This window comes from Bauldia sp. (assembly GCA_037200845.1).
GTDB lineage: Bacteria > Pseudomonadota > Alphaproteobacteria > Rhizobiales > Kaistiaceae > DASZQY01.
In genome coordinates, this window is record JBBCGQ010000001.1 from 2477955 (window position 1) to 2497379 (window position 19425).

The 19425-nt window shown below is 69.3% G+C and carries 13 protein-coding genes and 2 pseudogenes; 7 read left to right on the plus strand and 8 right to left on the minus strand.

The genetic code is table 11. The annotated features are described in order from the left end of the window. The first annotated feature begins 1 nt into the window (after position 1). Positions 2 to 181, plus strand: coding sequence for a DUF4169 family protein (locus WDM94_12325; GenBank protein ID MEJ0013383.1), 180 nt, complete (start codon positions 2 to 4; stop codon positions 179 to 181). Beyond that, on the plus strand, positions 181 to 405 hold the full coding sequence (locus WDM94_12330; protein MEJ0013384.1) for a ribbon-helix-helix domain-containing protein: 225 nt from the start codon (positions 181 to 183) through the stop codon (positions 403 to 405). The genes WDM94_12325 and WDM94_12330 overlap by 1 nt, the downstream gene beginning before the upstream one ends. Here WDM94_12330 and WDM94_12335 read toward each other — a convergent pair. Next, positions 389 to 5602: an AsmA-like C-terminal region-containing protein gene (locus tag WDM94_12335; GenBank protein ID MEJ0013385.1), complete on the minus strand. Its 5214-nt coding sequence runs from the start codon at positions 5600 to 5602 to the stop codon at positions 389 to 391. The genes WDM94_12330 and WDM94_12335 overlap by 17 nt on opposite strands. Positions 5603 to 5788: 186 nt before the next feature. Here WDM94_12335 and WDM94_12340 point away from each other — a divergent pair, with 186 nt between their 5' ends. Next, on the plus strand, positions 5789 to 6694 hold the full coding sequence (locus WDM94_12340; protein ID MEJ0013386.1) for an EamA family transporter: 906 nt from the start codon (positions 5789 to 5791) through the stop codon (positions 6692 to 6694). Here WDM94_12340 and WDM94_12345 read toward each other — a convergent pair. The 3 genes from WDM94_12345 to WDM94_12355 form a co-directional block, all read right to left on the minus strand. Continuing rightward, positions 6691 to 9021 carry a response regulator gene (locus tag WDM94_12345; GenBank protein ID MEJ0013387.1) on the minus strand — a complete coding sequence of 777 codons (2331 nt, stop codon included), beginning with the start codon at positions 9019 to 9021 and terminating at the stop codon, positions 6691 to 6693. The two genes, WDM94_12340 and WDM94_12345, sit on opposite strands and share 4 nt — an antisense overlap. Positions 9022 to 9163: 142 nt before the next feature. Next, positions 9164 to 9553, minus strand: a complete 390-nt coding sequence (locus WDM94_12350; protein ID MEJ0013388.1) for a hypothetical protein — start codon at positions 9551 to 9553, stop codon at positions 9164 to 9166. Positions 9554 to 10103: 550 nt separating this feature from the next. Continuing rightward, complete coding sequence (locus WDM94_12355; protein MEJ0013389.1) at positions 10104 to 10934, minus strand: outer membrane beta-barrel protein; 831 nt, start codon at positions 10932 to 10934, stop codon at positions 10104 to 10106. A 258-nt stretch (positions 10935 to 11192) separates the two neighbouring features. Here WDM94_12355 and WDM94_12360 point away from each other — a divergent pair, with 258 nt between their 5' ends. Beyond that, positions 11193 to 13748 (plus strand): UvrD-helicase domain-containing protein, encoded by a 2556-nt coding sequence (locus WDM94_12360; protein ID MEJ0013390.1) that lies wholly within the window; start codon positions 11193 to 11195, stop codon positions 13746 to 13748. Between the two features lie 180 nt (positions 13749 to 13928). On the opposite strand, the gene WDM94_12365 is transcribed toward WDM94_12360, so the two are convergent. After that, a complete protein-coding gene (locus WDM94_12365) occupies positions 13929 to 14810 on the minus strand; it encodes a lysophospholipid acyltransferase family protein (protein MEJ0013391.1) in 882 nt (293 codons plus the stop codon). Positions 14811 to 14826: 16 nt separating this feature from the next. Further along, positions 14827 to 15483, minus strand: coding sequence for a GNAT family N-acetyltransferase (locus WDM94_12370; GenBank protein ID MEJ0013392.1), 657 nt, complete (start codon positions 15481 to 15483; stop codon positions 14827 to 14829). 214 nt (positions 15484 to 15697) lie between these two features. On the opposite strand from WDM94_12370, the pseudogene WDM94_12375 reads away from it, so the two are divergent. Then, positions 15698 to 16553: pseudogene (locus WDM94_12375) on the plus strand (50S ribosomal protein L11 methyltransferase). Here WDM94_12375 and WDM94_12380 read toward each other — a convergent pair. Then, positions 16550 to 16762: a hypothetical protein gene (locus tag WDM94_12380; GenBank protein ID MEJ0013393.1), complete on the minus strand. Its 213-nt coding sequence runs from the start codon at positions 16760 to 16762 to the stop codon at positions 16550 to 16552. The pseudogene WDM94_12375 and the gene WDM94_12380 sit on opposite strands and share 4 nt — an antisense overlap. Positions 16763 to 16939: 177 nt before the next feature. On the opposite strand from WDM94_12380, the gene WDM94_12385 reads away from it, so the two are divergent. Together WDM94_12385 and WDM94_12390 are read left to right on the plus strand one after the other, a co-directional pair. After that, on the plus strand, positions 16940 to 18775 hold the full coding sequence (locus WDM94_12385; GenBank protein ID MEJ0013394.1) for an aminopeptidase P family protein: 1836 nt from the start codon (positions 16940 to 16942) through the stop codon (positions 18773 to 18775). A gap of 42 nt (positions 18776 to 18817) precedes the next feature. Further along, positions 18818 to 18925, plus strand: a pseudogene (locus tag WDM94_12390) (TetR/AcrR family transcriptional regulator). A 100-nt stretch (positions 18926 to 19025) separates the two neighbouring features. On the opposite strand, the gene WDM94_12395 reads toward WDM94_12390, so the two are convergent. Beyond that, entirely contained in the window at positions 19026 to 19403 is a 378-nt protein-coding gene (locus WDM94_12395) for a hypothetical protein (GenBank protein ID MEJ0013395.1), read from the minus strand. Positions 19404 to 19425: the final 22 nt, after the last annotated feature.

Sequence of the window (19425 nt, forward strand, 5' to 3'; positions counted from 1 at the left end):
CATGGCCGATATCGTCAACCTCCGCCGCGTCCGCAAATCGAAGCAACGCGACGAGCGCGAGAAGGAAGCCGCCGCGAACCGCACCCGCTTCGGCCGTACGCGCGCCGAGAAGGAAGCCGAGGCCGCACGGCGCGATCTCGCCGACAAAAACATCGACGGCCACAAGCGCGACCGCGACTGATGGCCAAGCGGTCGCTCACTGTCGCCGGCCACCGCACGTCGATCTCGCTCGAGGCGCCGTTCTGGGAGGCGCTGGCCGCGATGGCCGAGGCGCGGAAGTCGAGCGTCGCGGCCGTGGTGGCATCGATCGACCGCGGCCGCGCCGAGGGCACCAATCTTTCCGCCGCCGTCCGCGTCGCAGTGCTCGCCTGGTATCGCAAGAAGGCGGCTACTCCGCCGGCGTGATCGTCATCGGCTCGCCGGCCATCGCGTCCGGCACGAGGCTGAACGGCCGCGGCCGCTGGCGCGGCATCGGCATCACCGTCGCCGATGGCTTCGCCGGAACCATCGCTTCGGGCTGAACCCGGCGCGTTGCGGCATCCGCCTCGGCGAGCAGCACCTTGGCATTCGCCGCCGCGGCGGTCGCGTCGGCGTCGGCCTTTGTCGCCGCCGCGAGCGCGGCCTCGGCCGCCTGCTGGTCGGCAACCCGCCTCACGTGCGCCGTCTCGGCGGCCGCCGTCGCCGCGTTATTGGCGGCGACGAGCGTCGCCAGCGCGGACGAAGCGGCATCGGCGCTGGCCTTGGCGATGTCGGCGGCATCCCGCGCCGCGGTTGCGTCGGCAACGGCGGCGGCGCGCGCCGCGGTCGCCTGCGCCAGCGCGAAGCCGGCAACGCCGGCGCCGGATGCCGCGCTGGCCTTCGTCGCGGCGGTCTGCTCGGCGTCGGCCGCCTTCGCCGCCGCAGCGAGTTCTGCGGCGCGCTGGTCGGCGACGTTTACCGCGGTCTGCGCCGCGTTGAAATCGGCGCCGGCGCGCTGCGCCGCAGTCTCGGTGGCGTCTGCCAGCGCGGCGGCCGTATCGCGCTCCGATGTCTTCTGCTCGAGCAGGCTCTGCGTGGCGCTGCTGGTCGCCGCCGCCTGCGACGACGCAGCGGCGGCGCCGAGCGCCTTGCCGATGGCGAGGTCGGCGCTCGCCTGCGCGGTCGCCGCTTTCGCCGCCACCGTGCCGACGCTCGTCTCGGCGGCCGCCAGCGCATTCTCGGCGATCTCCAGCATCCGCTTGGCATTGTCGGCGTCGGTGCGCTTGGTGAGAATCTGCAGGCTGTTGCCGGTCGGATCGGCGCTTTCGGCCGCAGCGAGGTCGGACTGGGCGACGGCATATTGCTGACGGTTGCCGTCGGCCGCGGCGCGCGCCCGGTCGCGCTCCGTCTCGGCGGCGCGCTGATCGTCGACCGCGGCATGCGCCAGCATCTCCAGCCGCGCCCGCTCCGCGTCGGCCTCGGTCGCGTCCTGCGCCGCGCTCCGCGCGATCTCGGCGTTCTGGTTGGCCAGCGTCTTCGTCGTCGCCAGCGTTGAACTCGCCAACGCCAGCGCCTGCTTCGCGCTATCGCGCTGCCGCGCCGCGTCGGTCACCGCCTTGCCGGCAGCATCGAGCGCCGCCCGCGCCCGCGCCAGGTCGGCGACGGTCGCATCGGCAGCGGCATGGGCCTCGGTCGCTTTCGCATTAGCAGCGTCGAGCGCGACGCCCGTCGTCGAGCGGTCGGCGTCGGCCTTGTCGGCGGTGTCCTTTGCTTCTGCCTCCGCCTTCATCGCCGCCGCCGCACTGGCCTCGGCGCTGTCCGCGATTGCCGCCGCCTTGCGCGCGGCATCGTCGGCCGAAGCCGCCGCCGCCTGCGCCGCAGCAACGTCGCTGCCGGCCTTCGCGGCTGCCGCAGCGGCGTTCGTGTCGGCAGCCACCGATAACGCCAGCACCGCCTGCGCATCGTTCGCCTTCGCCCGTGCCGCCACAGCGCTCGCGGCCGCATCGGTCGCGCTCAGGTCGGCCGTCGCCGCGGCGCCGCGGGCAATGTCCGCGGCCCGCACCAGCATCGTCAGCGTGCGGGCCTCGTCATCGATCTCGCGGTCGACGTGCCATGCCGCAACTTTGGCGATGGCGCTGGCCGTCGCCTCGGCCTTGCGCCGTGCCGCGTCGATCATCTGCTGCTTCTGCCGCTCGATGCGCGCCGCATCGCCGCGAATCTTGCTGATCTGGTCGCGCAGCCGGTCATGCTCGATATGGTCCGCTTCCTCCGTCGCGATCACGTCGAGCATGCGCGCCGCCTGGCGCGTCGACAGGTACGAGTTGAACGGCAGCGCATCGATGGTGCGGACAGGTGCGGCGAGCGGCCCGCGGAAGGCGAGATTGATTTTCGCGTCGCCGCCGCCCGCTACCGGCTCGACCGAGTTGAAGACGAGCGACCAGTCGCTGGCGAGCGTCAGCGCGTTGAGGTCGAGGACGGCGTTGCCTGTCGCCTCGACGTCGGCGCCGCGCGCCGCGAGGCCGTTGAGCCGCACCGTGCCGGCGGCAATGGTGAAGGCGCCGCCGGTCTCGCCGAAGGGCAGCGAATCCGTGTCGATGTGGCTGGCGACGGCGTCCTGCAGGGCGGCGTCGCTGAACGGCTCGCCGAGATCGGAAAGCCGGACGATCGTGCGCGCCGTCTCCGGATTGATGTCGCGCGCGACGCCGTTGTGGACCGCGATGACGCCGCCGCCGGTCATGCTCGCCACCAGCGCCGCCGGCGATTTGCCGGTCGCCTCGAAATTCGCCGACAGGTCGAGTCCACCGGCAATCGCCGGCTGCCCGTCGCGCTGCCACACGAACGAGTCGAGCGCCGCGCCGGTCAGGTTGAACTGGCCGGTGAGCGTCGCATTGCCGTCGACGTTCTGGATCGAGACGCCGCCCGCCGCCGCACCGCCCGCGACATGACCGCCGGTGAGGTCCACGTCGATCCGGTTCGGCTGCAGCGCCAGCGCGATGCTGCCGCCGGTGACGTCAAGGTCGCCGACGGAAAAATGCCGCGTCGCGACCGTGACCTTGCCGCTCACCGCGCCATAGGTAGGCGGCGCGAATACCGCCTTCGACCACGGCGCCTTGGCGTTGCCGCTGAGTTCCGGCGCGAAGCCGAGGCCGAGCGAGGCGAGCCAGCCGAGATCGACCGTGTCGATGTCGAGCGCCCCGCCGACGCGCCAGCTCTGGTCGGCGGCCCGCGCGATTTCGGCGTTGCCGCTCACGGGCTGGTCGGCGACGGTGCCGTCCTTCCACGTTAGCGTGAGATCCGAGCCGTTGGCGACGAACGTCCCGGCGAGCGCGACCGGCGTGCCCGCCGCCGCTCCCGGGATCGACAGGCCGGCGGTGCCGATGGCGGCGGCGAGGTCGTCGGCCTTGAGCGTGAAATTGCCGGTGAAGATCGGCGCCGCCTCGGCGAGCACCAGCTTGCCCTGTGCGCTCGCCGTGACGCCGGCGAATTCGCCGTCGACCACCGAGTCGAGGCCGTCCTTCGGAATCCCCGCGCCCTTCGCGGCGAGGTGCGCGCCGCCGTCGTCCTTCACTGCGCTCGCCGCAAAGCCGAACTGATGCGCGAGCGCAGCGCTGTCCGGCGAGTCGGCCGTGATCGCGAAGACGCCCGGCACGGTCCGCCATGTCGATGCCTGCTTGAGATTGACCGACGACTGCACCGTCGCGCTGAAGGTGGTCGCCCCGGCGACGCCGTCGACCGCGACCTGAAATCCGGCACCGCTTTTCGGCGGCGCCATGATGCGCGCGTTGACGACCGCCGGCGCCAGCGACGGCGCCGTACGCGCCAGCCACTCGGCGATGCTGCTCCTGGGCAGCACCTTGCCCGCGATCACGGTCAGGCCGTCGAGCGTGTCGGCCTCGAGGTGCGCGTCGAGGTGGCCGCGCGGGTTGGCGGTCAGTTCGTCGATCCGCCCGCTGGTGACGCGGAAGCTCGCGCCGCCGACGTCGCCGATCGCGAGCTGCACGACGTTCAGCGTGTCGTTGGCGTAGGACGCATCGACCGCGACGTTCCGCATCGCGACGTCGCCGTACTGGAAGGCGTCGGCGGCGAGCCGCACCGAGAAGCTGTCGGCGAGCGATCCCACATCGGCGAGGTCGCGCCCGGCGAGCAGGTCGGCCAGCGCCTTCACCCCGGCGTAGTCGATGCGATCCGCCTTGAGGTCGGTCGACAGCGCACGGCCACCCTTGACGTCGCCCCAACTGAAACGGCCGGTGATGGTCGCATCGCCTATCGTCGCCGCGATCTTGTCGACCGACACGCGGCCGGCAGCGAGCATGGCGTCGCCGGATATGTCGAAGGCCGAGAGCGGCCCGCCCGCTCCCGCCTGCGCGCTGCCGCGCCACCAGCCGGCGAACACCGCCGGCTGCGCGACGGCAAGACGCGCGTGGCCGCTGAAGCCGACCGCGCGCCGCGTCGACAGCACGCCGTCGGCTTCGACCAGCGCCTGCCCCGGCAGGCGGGCACGCAGTCCGCTGACCTTCCAGCCGTCTGGCGCCGGTTCCGCCGTGAAGGCGAGGTCCTGGATGACCGAGCCGCCGACCACGATGCCGGGCACATTGAACGCGATGCGGCCGGGGATCGTCGGCACCGGCAGCGCCACGATGCGGGCGAGGAAATCCTGCGCCACGGCAGCAACGTCGACCGGCTGCGACGGCCCGCCGGCAAGCGTCCGGTCGAGATCGAGCTGGCGCGCTTCCGCGCTCGCCGCAAACGATGGATCCTTGCCGAAGGCGACGCTGAGCGATCCGGCGACGCTCGTCGGCCGCTCGACCGGTCCGTTCGACAGCACGGCCTTGTCGATGGCGATGCGGTCGCGCGACAGCGCGAAGGTGCCCTGGCTGCGCCAGCCGGCGGGCAGCGGCTTGTCGCCGGCGACCTCGGCAGCGTTGTAGGTACCGACATAGGCGAAGCCTTTTGCGGCGGTATTGGAAAGCACGCCATCGGCCGAGAGGCTGACCGGCAGCATCGGCGGCGCCAGCGTCGACTGCAGACGGATGGTGCCGTCGTCGAGTTGCCGGCCGGTGGCGAAGCGGAACGGCACGCTGCGCTGGCCCTCGAGATACGTGCCCTCCAGCCGCCACGGACCGGCAAGCGAGTCCGCCGCCACCGATGCCGTGACGCCGCCGAAGGCGAGCGCGATGCCGGTTTCAGAATCCGTATAGTTCAGCGTGCCGTCGTTGATCTGCACGCCGCCGAGCACAATGCGGTCGGGGTTGCCCTTGCCGCCGCCCGGCGGCTTCAGCCAGTTGACCGCGGCGAGGTTGTCGGCGGAGAGCCGCACGTGCGGCCGCTCCAGCGTCATCGACAGCACACGCACCTCGCCCTGCAGCAGCGGCACCAGCTCGATGGTCGCAGAGAAATTTTCGACGGTGACGATCGGCGGCGCGCCCGGCTCGCCGACTTCGACATCGGTGAAAGTCACCGACGGCGACGGCAATATCCGCACGCGCGCGGCGCCGCCGACATGGACCGGATGGCCGACGAGGCGGGTCGCCTCCTGCTCGAAGTTCGCCGTGTAGCTGTCCCAGTTGACGAACCACGGCACGATCAGTGCCGCGAACAGCACGATCACGATGGCCCCGCCGACGATGAGATAAAGCCGGTTCAGGTCTGCCTCCGCCGGTCACATGGGCGAGGCCATGAGCGTAGCAAATGATCCAAGGGAACCAAAGCCTTAAAGGCACCCGTTCATGACAAGCGCAAGAAACGGAATGCATCCTTTTCAGGCGCCTGCTACTCCCGCCGGCAACCGATGCTGGAACCGACCGACATGGCCTCACCGCCAAATCACACCATGACCGCGGCCGAATGGGGGCTGCTGCTTTTTCTTTCGCTGCTCTGGGGCGGCTCGTTCTTCTTCAACGCCGTGGCACTCACCGGCGTCGATCCCTACACGCTGGTCGCGGTCCGCGTCGTGCTGGGCGCCGCCCTGCTCTACGCCGTGCTGCGTGCAACCGGCGGTCGTCTGCCGCGCGACCGCGAAAGCTGGCGCGCCTTCGCGATCATGGGCCTCTGCAACAACGTGCTGCCCTTCACGCTGATCGCGTGGGCGCAGGGCCACGGGATCCCTAGCGGCCTCGCCTCGATCCTCAACGCCGCGACGCCGCTGTTCACGGTCGTCGTCGCCCACTATCTCACCATCGACGAGCGCATGACGCCGCTCCGCGTCGGCGGCATTCTCGTCGGCTTCGCCGGCGTCGTCGTCATGATCGGCGGCGACGCGCTCGCCCACGTCGGCGGCCACCTCGTGCCGGAGCTCGCCATCCTCGCCGCCTGCTGCCTCTACGCCTACTCGGCGATCTTTGCCCGCCGCTTCTCGCAGATGGGCCTCGCGCCGCTCGCCACCGCCGCCGGCCAGATCACGGCGAGCGCGGCGATCATGGGCGTGCTCGTGCTCGTCTTCGACGGGCCGTGGCGCCTGCCGCTCCCGAGCCTCGCGGTGATCGGCGCGCTGCTCGGCATCGCCGCGCTGTCGACCTGCCTCGCCTACGTCATCTACTACCGCATCCTGGCGACCGCCGGCTCGGTCAACCTGATGCTGGTGACGCTGCTCATCCCGGTGACCGCCGTGCTGCTCGGCGCGGTGTTCCTCGGCGAGCGGCTGGCGGCAAACCACTTCATCGGCATGGCGGCGATCGCCGCCGGGCTGGCCGCGATCGACGGGCGCGTGTTCCGGCGCCTCGCGCGGGCGCCGTCCTAGCCCTGCACCGCCTCGACCTCGGCCGGCGCACTGCCGCCACCCCTCGCCCCCCGCGGCGTCACCTTCCACTTGCGGTCGCGGAACAGCTCCTTGATCTGCGCGTACATCGCGATGAGATTCTTGAGCGGCGTGTAGAAGAAGAACGAGATGAAGAAGTAGGACACGAACCAACTGGTTCGCTTGCGGATCTCCGGCGCCGCCAGCACGTAGGCCATGTAGACCTGCCCGACGGCCACCGATTGCGTCACGATCGTCGTCAGAACGAAGATCGGCACGAACCAGTCGATGTACTGGATGCCGCCGGCCCGCCATGCCCAGAAGGCGAGGATCGGAACCATTTGCAGCGATATCCAGGGATAGATCTCGCGCCACGCCAGCAGATGGGCGAACCCGAGTTTTTGCCGAAGCGAGAGTCTTGACGACTGAAATCCACTCGCCGTGTGGCGCAGCGATACCTGAAACCAGCCCTGCGCCCACCGCAGGCGCTGGTTCCACAGCGCCTTCAGCGTGGTCGTCGCCAGCTCGCGCGACACCAGATGCGGATCCGATGCGATCTTGTAGCCGGCCTCGACCACCCGCATCGACGAGTCGATGTCCTCGGTCAGCATGAACCCGTGCATCCGGGTTTCACGGAGCAGGTTGGTCTTCCAGTAGCCGTTCGAACCGCCGAAGACGCCGAAGTCATGCAGCCGCGCCCGTCCGGGATGGCTGGCCGCGTAGATCGATTCGAACTCGACCGCGACCATGCGCGACACCCACGATTCGTCGCCGTTGCGCACCTGGCAGTGCCCCTGCACGACGTCGTAGCCGTTGGCGAGCCAGCGCGCCGCGCGGGTGAAGCTGCGCGCGTCGGGATGATGATCGGCGTCGAACACGCCGACGAACTCGCCGGTGACCGCGGCCAGCGCAGCGTTGACGTTCTGCGCCTTCGACGTGCTATCGGCGACCCGGATGGGCACGAAGCGCGGATCGCGCGCGGCAAGCTCGCGCAGATGCGCCTCGACCGGCAGCGTGCGCGGCGTGTTGTAGGCAAGGATGATCTGCAGCGGCCCGGGATATTCGAGGTGCAGGAAAGCCTCGATCGTCTCCGTGACGGTCGCGGCCTCGTTGGGCAAGTAGGCCGCGATGATCGCACTGGCCGGCGGATAGACCATCTGCGGATCGTTGGGCGGATCGACGCGGCGCATCGCCGCGATCCCTTCCGCCCAGATCAGCCCGGCGGTGAACAGCAGCGCCAGCAGCACGACCAGATAGGCGAAGGGCGTGATGTCCCAGCCGACGCGCGCCAGCGAGGAATAGACCGTCAGCGGCAAGCCGAACGCCAGGAAAGCGAGAACCGCCAACTGCAGAGGCGGCAGCAGCAGCGCCCCCAGCCGCTCAAGCAACGGCCGCAGCGCCACCTCGAGCGCCGCCTTCTTCCGGCTGACCGCAATGTTCTGGCTCGGATGGTAGCGAATGGGCTGCAGGTCGAGATGGGTCGCCGCGACGTCGAGGGCAGTCAGCGCCTCACGGGCCGGCGACGCCTCCGTCGTATCGTCAAAGGTGGTGTAGCCGATCGTCGGCGTGAGCCGCATGCGCTCGCCGCCGGCGACGAAGCTGTGCGCGGCGATGCGATAGGCAAGCTTGGCAAGGCGGACCTTGGCGGTCGTCACGTCCATCTCGGGCATCAGCAACGGAAAGCGCAGGGCGCTGTCGCGACTGAGCAGGTCGAGCGGCTGGCGGTCGGCGTCGACCAGCGCGGACACCTGCGCGGCAAGCTGGGTCTGGCTGCGCGTGCCCATGCGCTCGCGCAGCCCGGACGACAGTTCGTTCAGCGCCACATAGGCGAGCACGCCGGGCGCCCCGCCGCGCTGGGTGCGCGCGATCTCGCGGGCGGCTTCCTGGTTGAAGTGGGCAACCGGCAGGATGCCGGCCGTGGCGTCCTGCGGCACGAGGTCGAAGGGCACGGGCGGGCGGACCATCTTGGCGCGCACGCGCGCCAACAGCTCCGCCCCGTCGAACGGCTTGACGAGATAATCGTCCGCCCCGAGGTCCAGCCCGCGCACGATATCGCTGTGCTTGTTGCGGGCGGAAAGCAGGATCAGCGGAACCATCCGCGTGGATGGATCGGCGCGCAGCATGGCGACCAGCCCGAACCCGTCCAGCCGCGGCATGACGACATCGGAAATGATGAGATCCGGCAGCGACTCGGCAATACGCTTGATCGCCTCGCGGCCGTCGGCCGCTTGGGCTACGTCGTACCCGGCCTTGCTCAGAACCCTCGAAAGCACCAGTCGGATCGGCTCGTCATCCTCAACGAGCAGGATCGAAGCACGCAAACTCTCCATGGAGTCCTCTTTGATTGCCCATACGGACAGTCAAAGTGCGCCCCTCCCACGGGCACTTGCTGCTATGCAACATTTGCCAATGCAACGCAGCATGGCAAGCGCAAGAATTAGACAACGCGCCCAAACAATCGACCGCGCTGCGCTAGTTCGCCGGGTAGCAGGTCACCAAAAACCAGTCGTAGCCGCATTTGTTACCGGCGTGTGTCCCCTGATGCACAATCGAGTGATCGAGAACGGCGGTGCTGCCGTCGGCCTTGTAGAGCGTGCAGACCTCCGTCGCGACCTGAAGCTCGGTGTAGCCGCAGGGAAACATTGCCGCGACGGCCACCGGACAGACCTTGTCGCCAATGCAGGCGCGGATGGCGCGCTGGCCCGGAATCGGAGCGGCATCGACAAAGTAGCCCTCCTTCGTCTGGCTGGTGCTGGTGAATTTCTTGGCCGAATAGAGATCGTCGGCCGACGCGACCGCGGTCATGGCGGCAAGGCCGGCCAGCAGCCCGGCCAATTGCATGGCTTTCAACATCGTGCGCATTGCATTCACCCCTTTTGCTCACTCGCCCTTTGCGCCGTATCGCGTGCCGGCAGCGCCAGCCGCCACTATCGGCACAAGACGGAGCAACGGATGTGCCATGTCGCCGGAACGTCATCGCGCGGCTTCGGCATCGCGGCGATCGCCGCGGGACCGGCCGCGATCGAGGGCGCGTGTTCCGGGTGGTTCTTCCCTCCCCGCGTTTCCCCGCGAAATCGGGAATCCAGGTCGATAGAAGCGCGCGGTGCGTACTGGCGACCGTGGTCCTCCCTTCTTGCTCTCGGGTCCCGCTATCGCGGGAATGAGCGGAAAGGAGCACAAGACTTCGCGTTCCCGCTACCGCGTCCGATGTGAGGCCGGGCGTATGGCATGGAGGCGTGCCCCACCCACCACGCTTCGCCTTCGGCTATGCGCGGTCCCCCTCCCCGTAGAGGGGAGGGATAAGCGGAGTTGCTTTGGCTATGCGCGTCCCTGATCGGAGAGCAGGCCGAGTGCGCTTCGCGAGGCGTATCCCTGATCGAAGGGACAAGCGAAGTCTGCTTTGGCTGCGGCGTCAGAACCCGTACGCCAACCCGACCCGGACGATGTCCGTGCTGAGGCTGGCGGTGCTGTTGGCCGGGTTCACGTCGATCCAGAGATCGGCGTAGGAGATGCTGCCCGCGACCGCGAGCGTGCCGAAATCGGCGTGCAGGTATTCGGCACGCATCGTCCAGTGCTCCGCCATCGCCCATTCGGCGCCGGCGCCGAGCACCAGCGCCGTGCGGAACTCCGAGGTGCTGGCATTTTCGTGGCCGCCGCTCGGGCCCGAGTAGTCCGTGAAGACGTAGTCGTCGGCGTAGGCGTTCGACACGGTCAGCGTCGTGGCGGCGATGCCGGCGGTGCCGTAGAGGAGCAGCCCGGGCAGCGGCAGGAAGCCGACGCGGGCGCGCGCCGTCGCCAGCCAGTCCGTCGACGCGGTCACGTGCATCGAGAAGGTCGCGGGCACGCCGTTGTTGACGATGCCCGCGTTGACGCTCGCCGCGCTGCCGCCGTTGGTGATGCTGAGCGGCATCGCGCCGATGTCGGCCTCGAGGCCGTAGACGACCTCGCCGTTCTGCCAGTTGCGGCCGATGAAGCCGCCGCCGATGAAGGCGGTGGCGCCGGCCGAGCCGCTGCCGGTGGCGCCGACCAGCGCCCCGTTGTCCAGATATTGGACCGGGCTGCAGATATAGCCGCCGTCGACGCAGCCGATCTCGGTGGTGGCGGCCGAATCGCCGGAGACGGAGCCGGCAAAGGCGCCAAGGTAGGCGCCGCTCCAGTCGGGCGTTTGCGCCGAGACACCGGCCGCTTGCGCAGCCCATATCGCCGCCGCCACCGCGAGGGTGGCGCTGATGGACCGCCGCATGAACCGTACCGCCTCTGCCGGCGGCCCGAATCACCGCCGCACCCACACCCTATAGTGGCGGCGAATGATTGAAGGTCCGTTGCGGGCGGCCCCTGCCCTTCTCCACAGTTGGCGTCCGGCTCTGGCTTGCGCTCCCGCGTTCGTCCGCTCGAAACAGGCCATCGGCCTGTTTCATTTTCGCGATTGCGAAAGCCGCCGCCTCCCCCATCTGTTGCTATAGTGTTCTCCTTTCCGGATTCGTGGATTCCTTAGGGGCCTATGACCGACCCTGCCAAACGCCGTGACGATGACGACGCCCCGTTGCTGGACCCCGGATCGGGGTCCGGGGCAGGCTCGCTCGCCGCGTCTGTTGGCGAGCCCGGCGACGATGTTGCCGCGCCCGGGCCGAAGCCCGGCGGCATCGCGGCGCGCGCCTCGGGGCGCGGCGCCGTGCCGGAGTATCTGGCGCGGCTGAACCCGGAACAGCGCGCCGCCGTCGAGGCGACCGAGGGGCCGGTGCTGGTGCTGGCCGGCGCGGGCACCGGCAAGACGCGCGTGCTGACCACGCGGGTGGCGCACCTGCTCGCCACCGGCAAGGCCAAGCCGTGGCAGATCCTCTGCGTCACCTTCACCAACAAGGCGGCGCGCGAGATGAGGACGCGCGTCGGCGATCTCATCGGCGGCGTCGTCGAGGGCATGCAGTGGCTGGGCACGTTCCACTCGATCGGCGCCAAGATGCTGCGCCGGCACGCGGAACTCGCCGGGCTGAAATCTGACTTCACCATCCTCGACACCGACGACCAGATCCGCCTGATGAAGCAGATCATCCAGGCGGAGAACATCGACGAGAAGCGCTGGCCGGCGCGCCAGCTCGCCGGGATGATCGACCATTGGAAGAACCGCGGGCAGGCCCCTGGCGACGTCTCCGATGCCGACGGCCGCGCCTTCGCCGACGGCAAGGGCAAGAAGCTCTACGCCGCCTATCAGGCGCGGCTGCGCACGCTGAACGCCGCCGACTTCGGCGACCTGCTGCTCGAGCCGCTCCGGATCATGCGCGCCAATCCGGATGTGCTGGCGGACTACCACCAGCGCTTCCGCTACCTGCTGGTCGACGAGTATCAGGACACCAACGTCGCGCAGTATCTCTGGCTGCGGCTGCTCGCCCAGGCCCCGCCGGCATCGCCGGGCAGCACGCCGACCAGTGAAGGCGTGGATGGCCGGGACAAGCCCGGCCATGACGGCAAAAGAAAAAGCGTCGCGAACATCTGCTGCGTCGGCGACGACGACCAGTCGATTTACGGCTGGCGCGGCGCCGAGGTCGACAACATCCTGCGCTTCGAGAAAGATTTTCCCGGCGCGGTCGTCATCCGCCTGGAGCGGAACTATCGTTCGACCTCGCATATCCTCGGCGCCGCCTCGCACCTGATCGCGCACAACGAAGGCCGCCTTGGCAAGACGCTGTTCACCGACGACGTCGATCCGGACGCGGTGCGTGTCTCCGTCGCTTCCTCGTGGGACAGCGAGCAGGAAGCGCGCACCATCGGCGAGGAGATCGAGGCGCTGCAGGCCAAGGGGCACAAACTGAACGAGATCGCGATCCTGGTGCGCGCCTCGTTCCAGATGCGCGCCTTCGAGGATCGCTTCATCGCGCTGGGGCTGCCCTATCGCGTCATCGGCGGCCCGCGTTTCTATGAGCGGCAGGAGGTGCGCGATGCGCTGGCCTATTTCCGCGCCACCGCGCAGCCGGCCGACGACCTCGCCTTCGAGCGCATCGTCAACGTGCCGCGCCGCGGCATCGGCGAGACGACGGTGAAGGCGCTGCACGACCGCGCGCGCCTCCGCCAAGTACCGCTGATGCAGGCGGCGGCGGAGCTTGCCGAGACGGATGAGCTCGCCGGCAAGACGCGCGCCTCGCTCCGCGATCTGCTCGGCGCCTTCGCGCGCTGGCGTTCGCAGATCGAGACGCTGTCGCACACCGAGCTGGCGGAGCTGATCCTCGAGGAAAGCGGTTACACCGAGATGTGGCAGGCCGACCGCTCGGCCGATGCGCCGGGGCGGCTGGAAAACCTCAAGGAACTCGTCCGCTCGATGGAGGAGTTCGACAACCTGCAGGGCTTCCTCGAGCACATCTCGCTGGTGATGGATGCCGAGGCCGAGGCAGGCAACGACGCCGTCTCGATCATGACGCTGCATTCGGCCAAGGGGCTGGAGTTCGACACTGTCTTCCTGCCCGGCTGGGAGGAAGGCCTGTTCCCCTCGCAGCGCACGCTAGACGAGAACGGCAAGGCCGGCCTCGAGGAGGAGCGCCGCCTCGCCTATGTCGGCATCACGCGGGCGCGCAAGCGCGCGTTCATCCGCTTCGCCGCCAACCGCCGCATGCATGGGCTCTGGCAGTCCGGCATGCCGTCACGGTTCCTCGACGAACTGCCCGAGGCGCACGTCGATGTCGTCGAGGATACGTCGGCCTATGGCGGCTACGGCTCGGCGGCATACGGCGCCTCGCGCTTCGACACGCGCGATCCGTTCCAGAACACGTACGCCACGCCGGGCTGGCAGCGTGCCCAGAAGCGCGGCGCCGAGGAGGCGAAGAAAAACGGCGGCCGCAAGGGCTCCAACTTCGACCACCCGCTGAGCTCGGGGCCGCGGCTGATCGAGGGTGAGCTGGTGGCGAAATCGGTGATCGGCGGCACCAGCGACTACCGCGCCGGCGAACGCATCTTCCACCAGAAATTCGGCTACGGCCGCATCGCCTCGATCGACGGCAACAAGCTCACCGTCGATTTCGAAAAGGCCGGGCAGAAGAAGGTGCTGGATTCGTTTGTGGAGCGGCACTAGCGAGGCGTCGCGCGGATGCTTTGGCTCGCGCTGGATTTCCGGCTCTCGCTGGAATGAGGGGGAGGAGTGCGCGGCGCGCCTCCTCCGTCGTCACCCCGGCGAAAGCCGGGGCCCAGCGCTGAACGCGGAGTGCACCGCAATGGTCGCGCTGGATTCCGGCCTTGCCGGGATCGACCGAATTCAGGCTGCCGCCGCGGCTTGCTCGTCGCGATCCTCGCCGCTGTCGCGGATCGGTTCCCACGTCTTGCCGGAGAGCCGCGCAATCTCGCGCATGATCGTTGCGTGCCAGGCGCGGATCTCGTCGTGTGTCGGCCGGGCGCCGGCGTAGTGCGGCGGGGTGAGCGGCGCGCCGATGCGGATTTCCATCGTCTCGCGTTCGGGGATCGGGCCGCTGCCGGCGGGCGCCGACGGGAAGACGATGCCGGCGGGGACGACCGGCACGCCGGTTTCGAGCGACAGGCGGGCGGTGCCGTAGCGCCCGGGGAGCAGACGGCGGCGGTTGCGGTTGACGGTGCCCTCCGGGAACACGCCGATCGGACGGTGCGCCATGAGATGGGCGCGCGCCTGCTCGATCGCCGGCTTTGCCGGTGCGAACAGCGGCTTCAGCGCATTCAACGCACGCGGCCGGCCGGGCTTGGTGATGACGACGATGGTGCCGGCACGGCGGAGGATCAGCGCCAGCCCGGGCACCAGGCGATAGACCCAGTCCGACCAGAAATGGATGAGCCGGCCGCCGCGGTGGAAGACGAGCAGCGCCGGCACGATGACGGCTTCGCGCTTGATGCTGTGGTTGAGCGCCAGGATGAAGGGCTGCGGGCCGAGGATGTGCTCGATGCCGCTGATCGCCGCGACCTGGCGGCGCGCCACCAGCGTCACGAAGCGGAGCAGCAGCCGGTCGAGCATGCGCGCGAACGGCAGGCGGCGGCGGAACACCTGCCCGACCGTCGGCACGCCGCTGGAGCCAAGCGGCGCCATGCGGCGCGCCACCGACTGGATCGCCAGCGACGACAGGTCGGAGGCGGCGTCGTTGGCCGCCGTCGGCACCACGCTGCGTTCGCTCATCTCGCTCATCGGCAGGTCACGCCGCCAGCCGGCCGTGGAGGGCCGCCGGCATCGCGTCCTTGAGATAGCGGTAGAACCAGTGGTTGAGGCCGCGCAGGCGCCGGTGCGCCCCGATGATGTCGAGGAGCAGCGTGATGCGCCGGCTGGTGCTGGCGAGCTCGCCGACGTCGTGGGTGGCGACCGGGCGGAAGCCCAGCACGCGCGTGTGGAAGCCGAACGGGCTGTGCGGATCGTCCTCGAACACGTCGGTGATGAGATGCGTCACGCCGCGCTGCAGGCAGTCGATGGTGACGGCGCGCATGAGCGTCGCGGCGACCATCAGGCGCTTGCGGCTGTCGGGCAGCACGGCGAAGCGGCCGACCTCGGCGATGCCGGGCTGGCCGATGAAGTCTTCGACGCGGATCGCCGGATCGAGCGCGGTGAGCTGGTACTTGGCGTAGGCCGCGATCGGCGGATCGTTGAGGATGCGCACCACGCCGGCCGGCACGCCGCCGGCTTCCGCGACGAACCAGACGATATCGTCGCGCTCGAGATCGGACGACGGAAACTGGCCCTCGGGATTGCTGATCCAGCGCTTCTCGGCGAGATAGGTCGCCTTGAGGATGCCGAGCACGTCGGCCCGGCCTGCTTCATCGACAACGCGTCGCACCGTGATGTCTGACCGGTCGGCCATCGTCGCTCCTTTCGATGCTTCGACGGCCGTTCGGAGGCGAATGGCCAGCGAATCACAAGATCACGCCAAAGTCTGGGGCGGCCGGATTGCAGGCAGATGGGATTGCGATGACACCCCGATGACATTGATGCCATTGGTTAATTCGGCTTCGGCGGATTTCCGCGGTTTCGCCGCTGCCCTGTGACGGTCAGGCTTCTGCTATGAACGCCGCCCGATGACGGTCGTCGCCACCATTGCCCTTGCCGAGGCCCCTGCCCGCGCCCTTGCCGGCGCGCTCGACGGCGACGATCTGCTGTGGGCAAACGCGTTCGACCTCAGCGAGACCGCGCCGGGCAGATGGCAGGTCGCGGTCTATTTCGAGACGGCGCCGACCAGCGAAGAGCGCGCGGCGCTCAGCCGCCTCGCCGGCAAGGCAAAGTTCGTCGTGGCGACGCTGCCCAAGACCGACTGGGTGGCGAAGTCGCTCGCCGGCCTGGCGCCGGTCCGCGCCGGGCGGTTTCTTGTTCACGGCAGCCACGACCGCGGCAAGGTCATGCCGAACGATCTCGGCATCGAGATCGAGGCTGGGCTGGCCTTCGGCACCGGACACCACGGCACCACGACCGGATGCCTGATCGCGATCGACCGCGAGACCAAGGCGCGGCGGATCGTCAACGCGCTCGACGTCGGCACCGGATCCGGTGTGCTCGCCATTGCGCTCGCCAAGCGCGCCCACGCGCATGTGGTGGCGAGCGACATCGATCCGGTGGCGACGAAAGTCGCGGCGGGCAATGTGCGGCTGAACGGGGGTGGCGCGATTTGTTGAAACGCTAACCGCGCCGGGGCTGAACCACGCGGCGATCGAAGCCGAGGCGCCTTACGATCTGATCGTTGCGAATATTCTGGCGGGGCCGCTGGTGATGCTGGCGCCGGCAATCCGCCGGCATCTGGCGCCGGGCGGCACCGTGATTTTGTCGGGGTTGCTGACGGAACAGCAGCGGCGTGTCGCGGCCGCGTACCGCGGACAGGGGCTGAGGTTTGCATCAGCGATCCCGCTAGGCGAATGGGCGACTTTAGTTTTCCGCCGCTAGAGCGGGCACTCGCCCTGCCCGGCGTGCTCCATCGCGCGGCGATCCGCGGCGAAGGTGGCGAAGCCGGCGTCGTCGAGGCCCAGCATATGCGCGCTGGCGCGACGGTCGGGACGCGGGCGCGCGACCACGATCCGCGCGACGGCGCGGCGGAGTACACCATGGACCGGCGCGGCACGGCCGCCGGCTCCGTCGTAGACTGTCATGACCATGATCCGACTCCGTTCTCGAATCAGCCCCGGCCGCTAGATACGATGGCGCCGCGGTCGCCGGATACGGCCCTAAGGCATGACAGACATGAGTTTATTGCATTGCGTCATGGAAATGTTGCACTGCCGCATTGCTGCCACACGGTGGCGCGGCTTTGTGCATAATTCGAGGGGAAGCGCATGACCGGAACGCCCGCCAAATCCAGCGCCGCGACGCGCCTGACGGCGCTCCGCGCCTCGCTCGTTGCTTCCGGGCTGACCGGCCTCATCGTGCCGCACGCCGACGAACACCAGAGCGAATACCTGCCGGCGTCCGCCGAACGGCTGGCGTGGCTGACCGGCTTCACCGGTTCGGCCGGCCTCGCCATCGTGCTGGCGACCGAGGCGGCGATCTTCATCGACGGCCGCTACACGCTGCAGGCCGCGCAGCAGGTCGACGTCGCATCGTTTGCGCGCGAGCACCTGATCGAGCATCCGCCGGCGAAGTGGCTGGCGGCGCATGCGAAGAAGGGCGATCGCATAGGCTACGACCCGTGGCTGATGACCGTCGCCGAGGTGCGCCGCTTCGCCGAGGCCTGCGAAACGGCGGAGGCGGCGCTCGTGCCAGTGACCGCCAATCCGCTCGACGCGCTGTGGCGCGACCGGCCGGCGGCGCCGATGGCGCCGGTGTCGCTGCAGCCGGCGGCGCTCGCCGGCGAGGAAGCGGCCGCTAAGATCGCGCGCCTGCAGGCGGGGCTGGCCGAACGGAAAATCGACGCGGCGGTGATCACGCAGGCGGACTCGGTCGCCTGGCTGCTCAACGTTCGCGGCGGCGACGTAGCGCACAATCCGGTGGCACTCGCCTACGCCGTGCTGCCCGCCGCGGGAAAGCCGGAACTGTTCATCGACGGGCGCAAGCTTTCCAACAGCATCCGCGCGACGCTCGCCGAGATCGCCGATCCGCGCGAGCCGGCGGCGCTGACGGCGGCACTCACCGAACTTGGCGGCAAGCGCGTGCTGATCGACCCGCAGACCACGAGCCAGGCCGTCGCCGGCGCGGTGACCGCCGCCGGCGGCATGCTGGTCGAAGGCAGCGATCCGGTCGTGCTGCCGCGCGCCCGCAAGAACGCCACCGAGATCGCCGGCATCCGCCGCGCCCACGTCCGCGACGGCGCCGCGATGGTGCGCTTCCTGGCGTGGTTCGATCGCGAAGGCGCCAGCGGCCGCTACGACGAGATCGCGCTCTCCGACAAGCTCCGCGAATTTCGCGCCGACACTGCGACAAAGGATGGCTCGGAGCTGGTCGATCTGTCGTTCGATTCGATTTCCGGCGCCGGGCCGAACGGCGCAGTCATCCACTATCGCGCCTCGCCGGAAAGCGCGCGTGTCCTCAGGCCCGGCGAGCTGTACCTGATCGATTCCGGCGCGCAGTACCGCGACGGCACCACCGACATCACTCGCACGATTTCGACCGGCAATCCGACGCCCGAGATGCGCGACCGCTTCACCCGCGTGCTCAAGGGACACATCGGCATCGCGACGGCGCGCTTTCCCGTTGGCGCCAGCGGCGCGCAGATCGACTCGTTCGCGCGGCGCGCGCTGTGGGAGGCGGGCCTCGATTTCGACCATGGCACCGGCCACGGCGTCGGCGCGTTTCTCTCCGTCCACGAGGGGCCGGCGCGCATCTCGAAGGTGAGCACCGTGCCGCTCGAGCCCGGCATGCTGCTGTCGAACGAGCCCGGCTACTACAGGACCGGCGCCTACGGCATCCGCATCGAAAATCTGGTGCTCGTGCTGCCGCCGCAGGAAATTGCCGGCGGCGAGCGGCCGATTCTGTCGTTCGAGACGGTGTCGTTCGCGCCAATCGACACGCGGCTGGTCGACGCCGCGCTGCTGACGGCGGAGGAGCGGGCGTGGCTCAACGCGTACCACACCGCTCTGCCCGCCAAGCTCGGCCATCTGCTTGGCGCGGATGACAAGGCCTGGCTGCTCGCCGCAACCAAGCCGATTTTAGATACTGGACAGATCAGTCCATAACTCTATGTTGCCTTCTGAAGATTCACGCAGAAGGCATGGCAGATGGCACGGCCGAAGGAATTCCAGCGCGAGGCGGCGCTCGACGCGGCGATAACGGTTTTCTCCGGCGACGGCTACGAGGGCGCATCGACCGAGGCGCTCCTCGGCGCCATGGGGATCAGCCGCCAGAGCCTCTACGACACCTTCGGCGACAAGCGGCAGCTCTACCTGACGGCACTGGAGCGCTACAACGCCGCCAGCATCTCTGAGATCATCGCCAGCATGGACGCGGCGGAGGCCGCCGCTGGCAAAGCTGGAAACCGCGCTGGTCGCCTTCGCCTCGCGGCCGCAGGCTGTCGCCGCGCAGGGCTGCATGGGCGTGATGGCAACCTGCGAGTTCGGCCGCGCCGACGACGAGATCGACGCGCTCAACAAGGCCGCCGGCCGGGCGGCTGCGCACCGCCTTCGAGCGGACGATCGCGGCGGCAAAGGCCGACGGCAGCGTCGACCGCAAGCTCGATGCGCGCGCCGCGGCGGAATTCCTCGGCGCCACCATCGTCGGCATCAAGGTCGCCGCCCGCGGCGGCACGGCGCCGGCCGCACTGCGCGACATCGCCCGCATGGCCATCCGCAGCTTGAAATAGATCACGGAACGCAATCCGCCGCGACGG

What these genes read in the sequence shown, in the direction of transcription:
- WDM94_12355 (MEJ0013389.1), bottom strand. Translation starts at nt 10,934, where the DNA reads ATGCGGCGGTCCATCAGCGCCACCCTCGCGGTGGCGGCGGCGATATGG.
- WDM94_12325 (MEJ0013383.1), top strand. Translation starts at nt 2, where the DNA reads ATGGCCGATATCGTCAACCTCCGCCGCGTCCGCAAATCGAAGCAACGC.
- WDM94_12330 (MEJ0013384.1), top strand. Translation starts at nt 181, where the DNA reads ATGGCCAAGCGGTCGCTCACTGTCGCCGGCCACCGCACGTCGATCTCG.
- WDM94_12340 (MEJ0013386.1), top strand. Translation starts at nt 5,789, where the DNA reads ATGACCGCGGCCGAATGGGGGCTGCTGCTTTTTCTTTCGCTGCTCTGG.
- WDM94_12350 (MEJ0013388.1), bottom strand. Translation starts at nt 9,553, where the DNA reads ATGCGCACGATGTTGAAAGCCATGCAATTGGCCGGGCTGCTGGCCGGC.
- WDM94_12370 (MEJ0013392.1), bottom strand. Translation starts at nt 15,483, where the DNA reads ATGGCCGACCGGTCAGACATCACGGTGCGACGCGTTGTCGATGAAGCA.
- WDM94_12380 (MEJ0013393.1), bottom strand. Translation starts at nt 16,762, where the DNA reads ATGGTCATGACAGTCTACGACGGAGCCGGCGGCCGTGCCGCGCCGGTC.
- WDM94_12360 (MEJ0013390.1), top strand. Translation starts at nt 11,193, where the DNA reads ATGACCGACCCTGCCAAACGCCGTGACGATGACGACGCCCCGTTGCTG.
- WDM94_12345 (MEJ0013387.1), bottom strand. Translation starts at nt 9,021, where the DNA reads ATGGAGAGTTTGCGTGCTTCGATCCTGCTCGTTGAGGATGACGAGCCG.
- WDM94_12365 (MEJ0013391.1), bottom strand. Translation starts at nt 14,810, where the DNA reads ATGAGCGAACGCAGCGTGGTGCCGACGGCGGCCAACGACGCCGCCTCC.
- WDM94_12385 (MEJ0013394.1), top strand. Translation starts at nt 16,940, where the DNA reads ATGACCGGAACGCCCGCCAAATCCAGCGCCGCGACGCGCCTGACGGCG.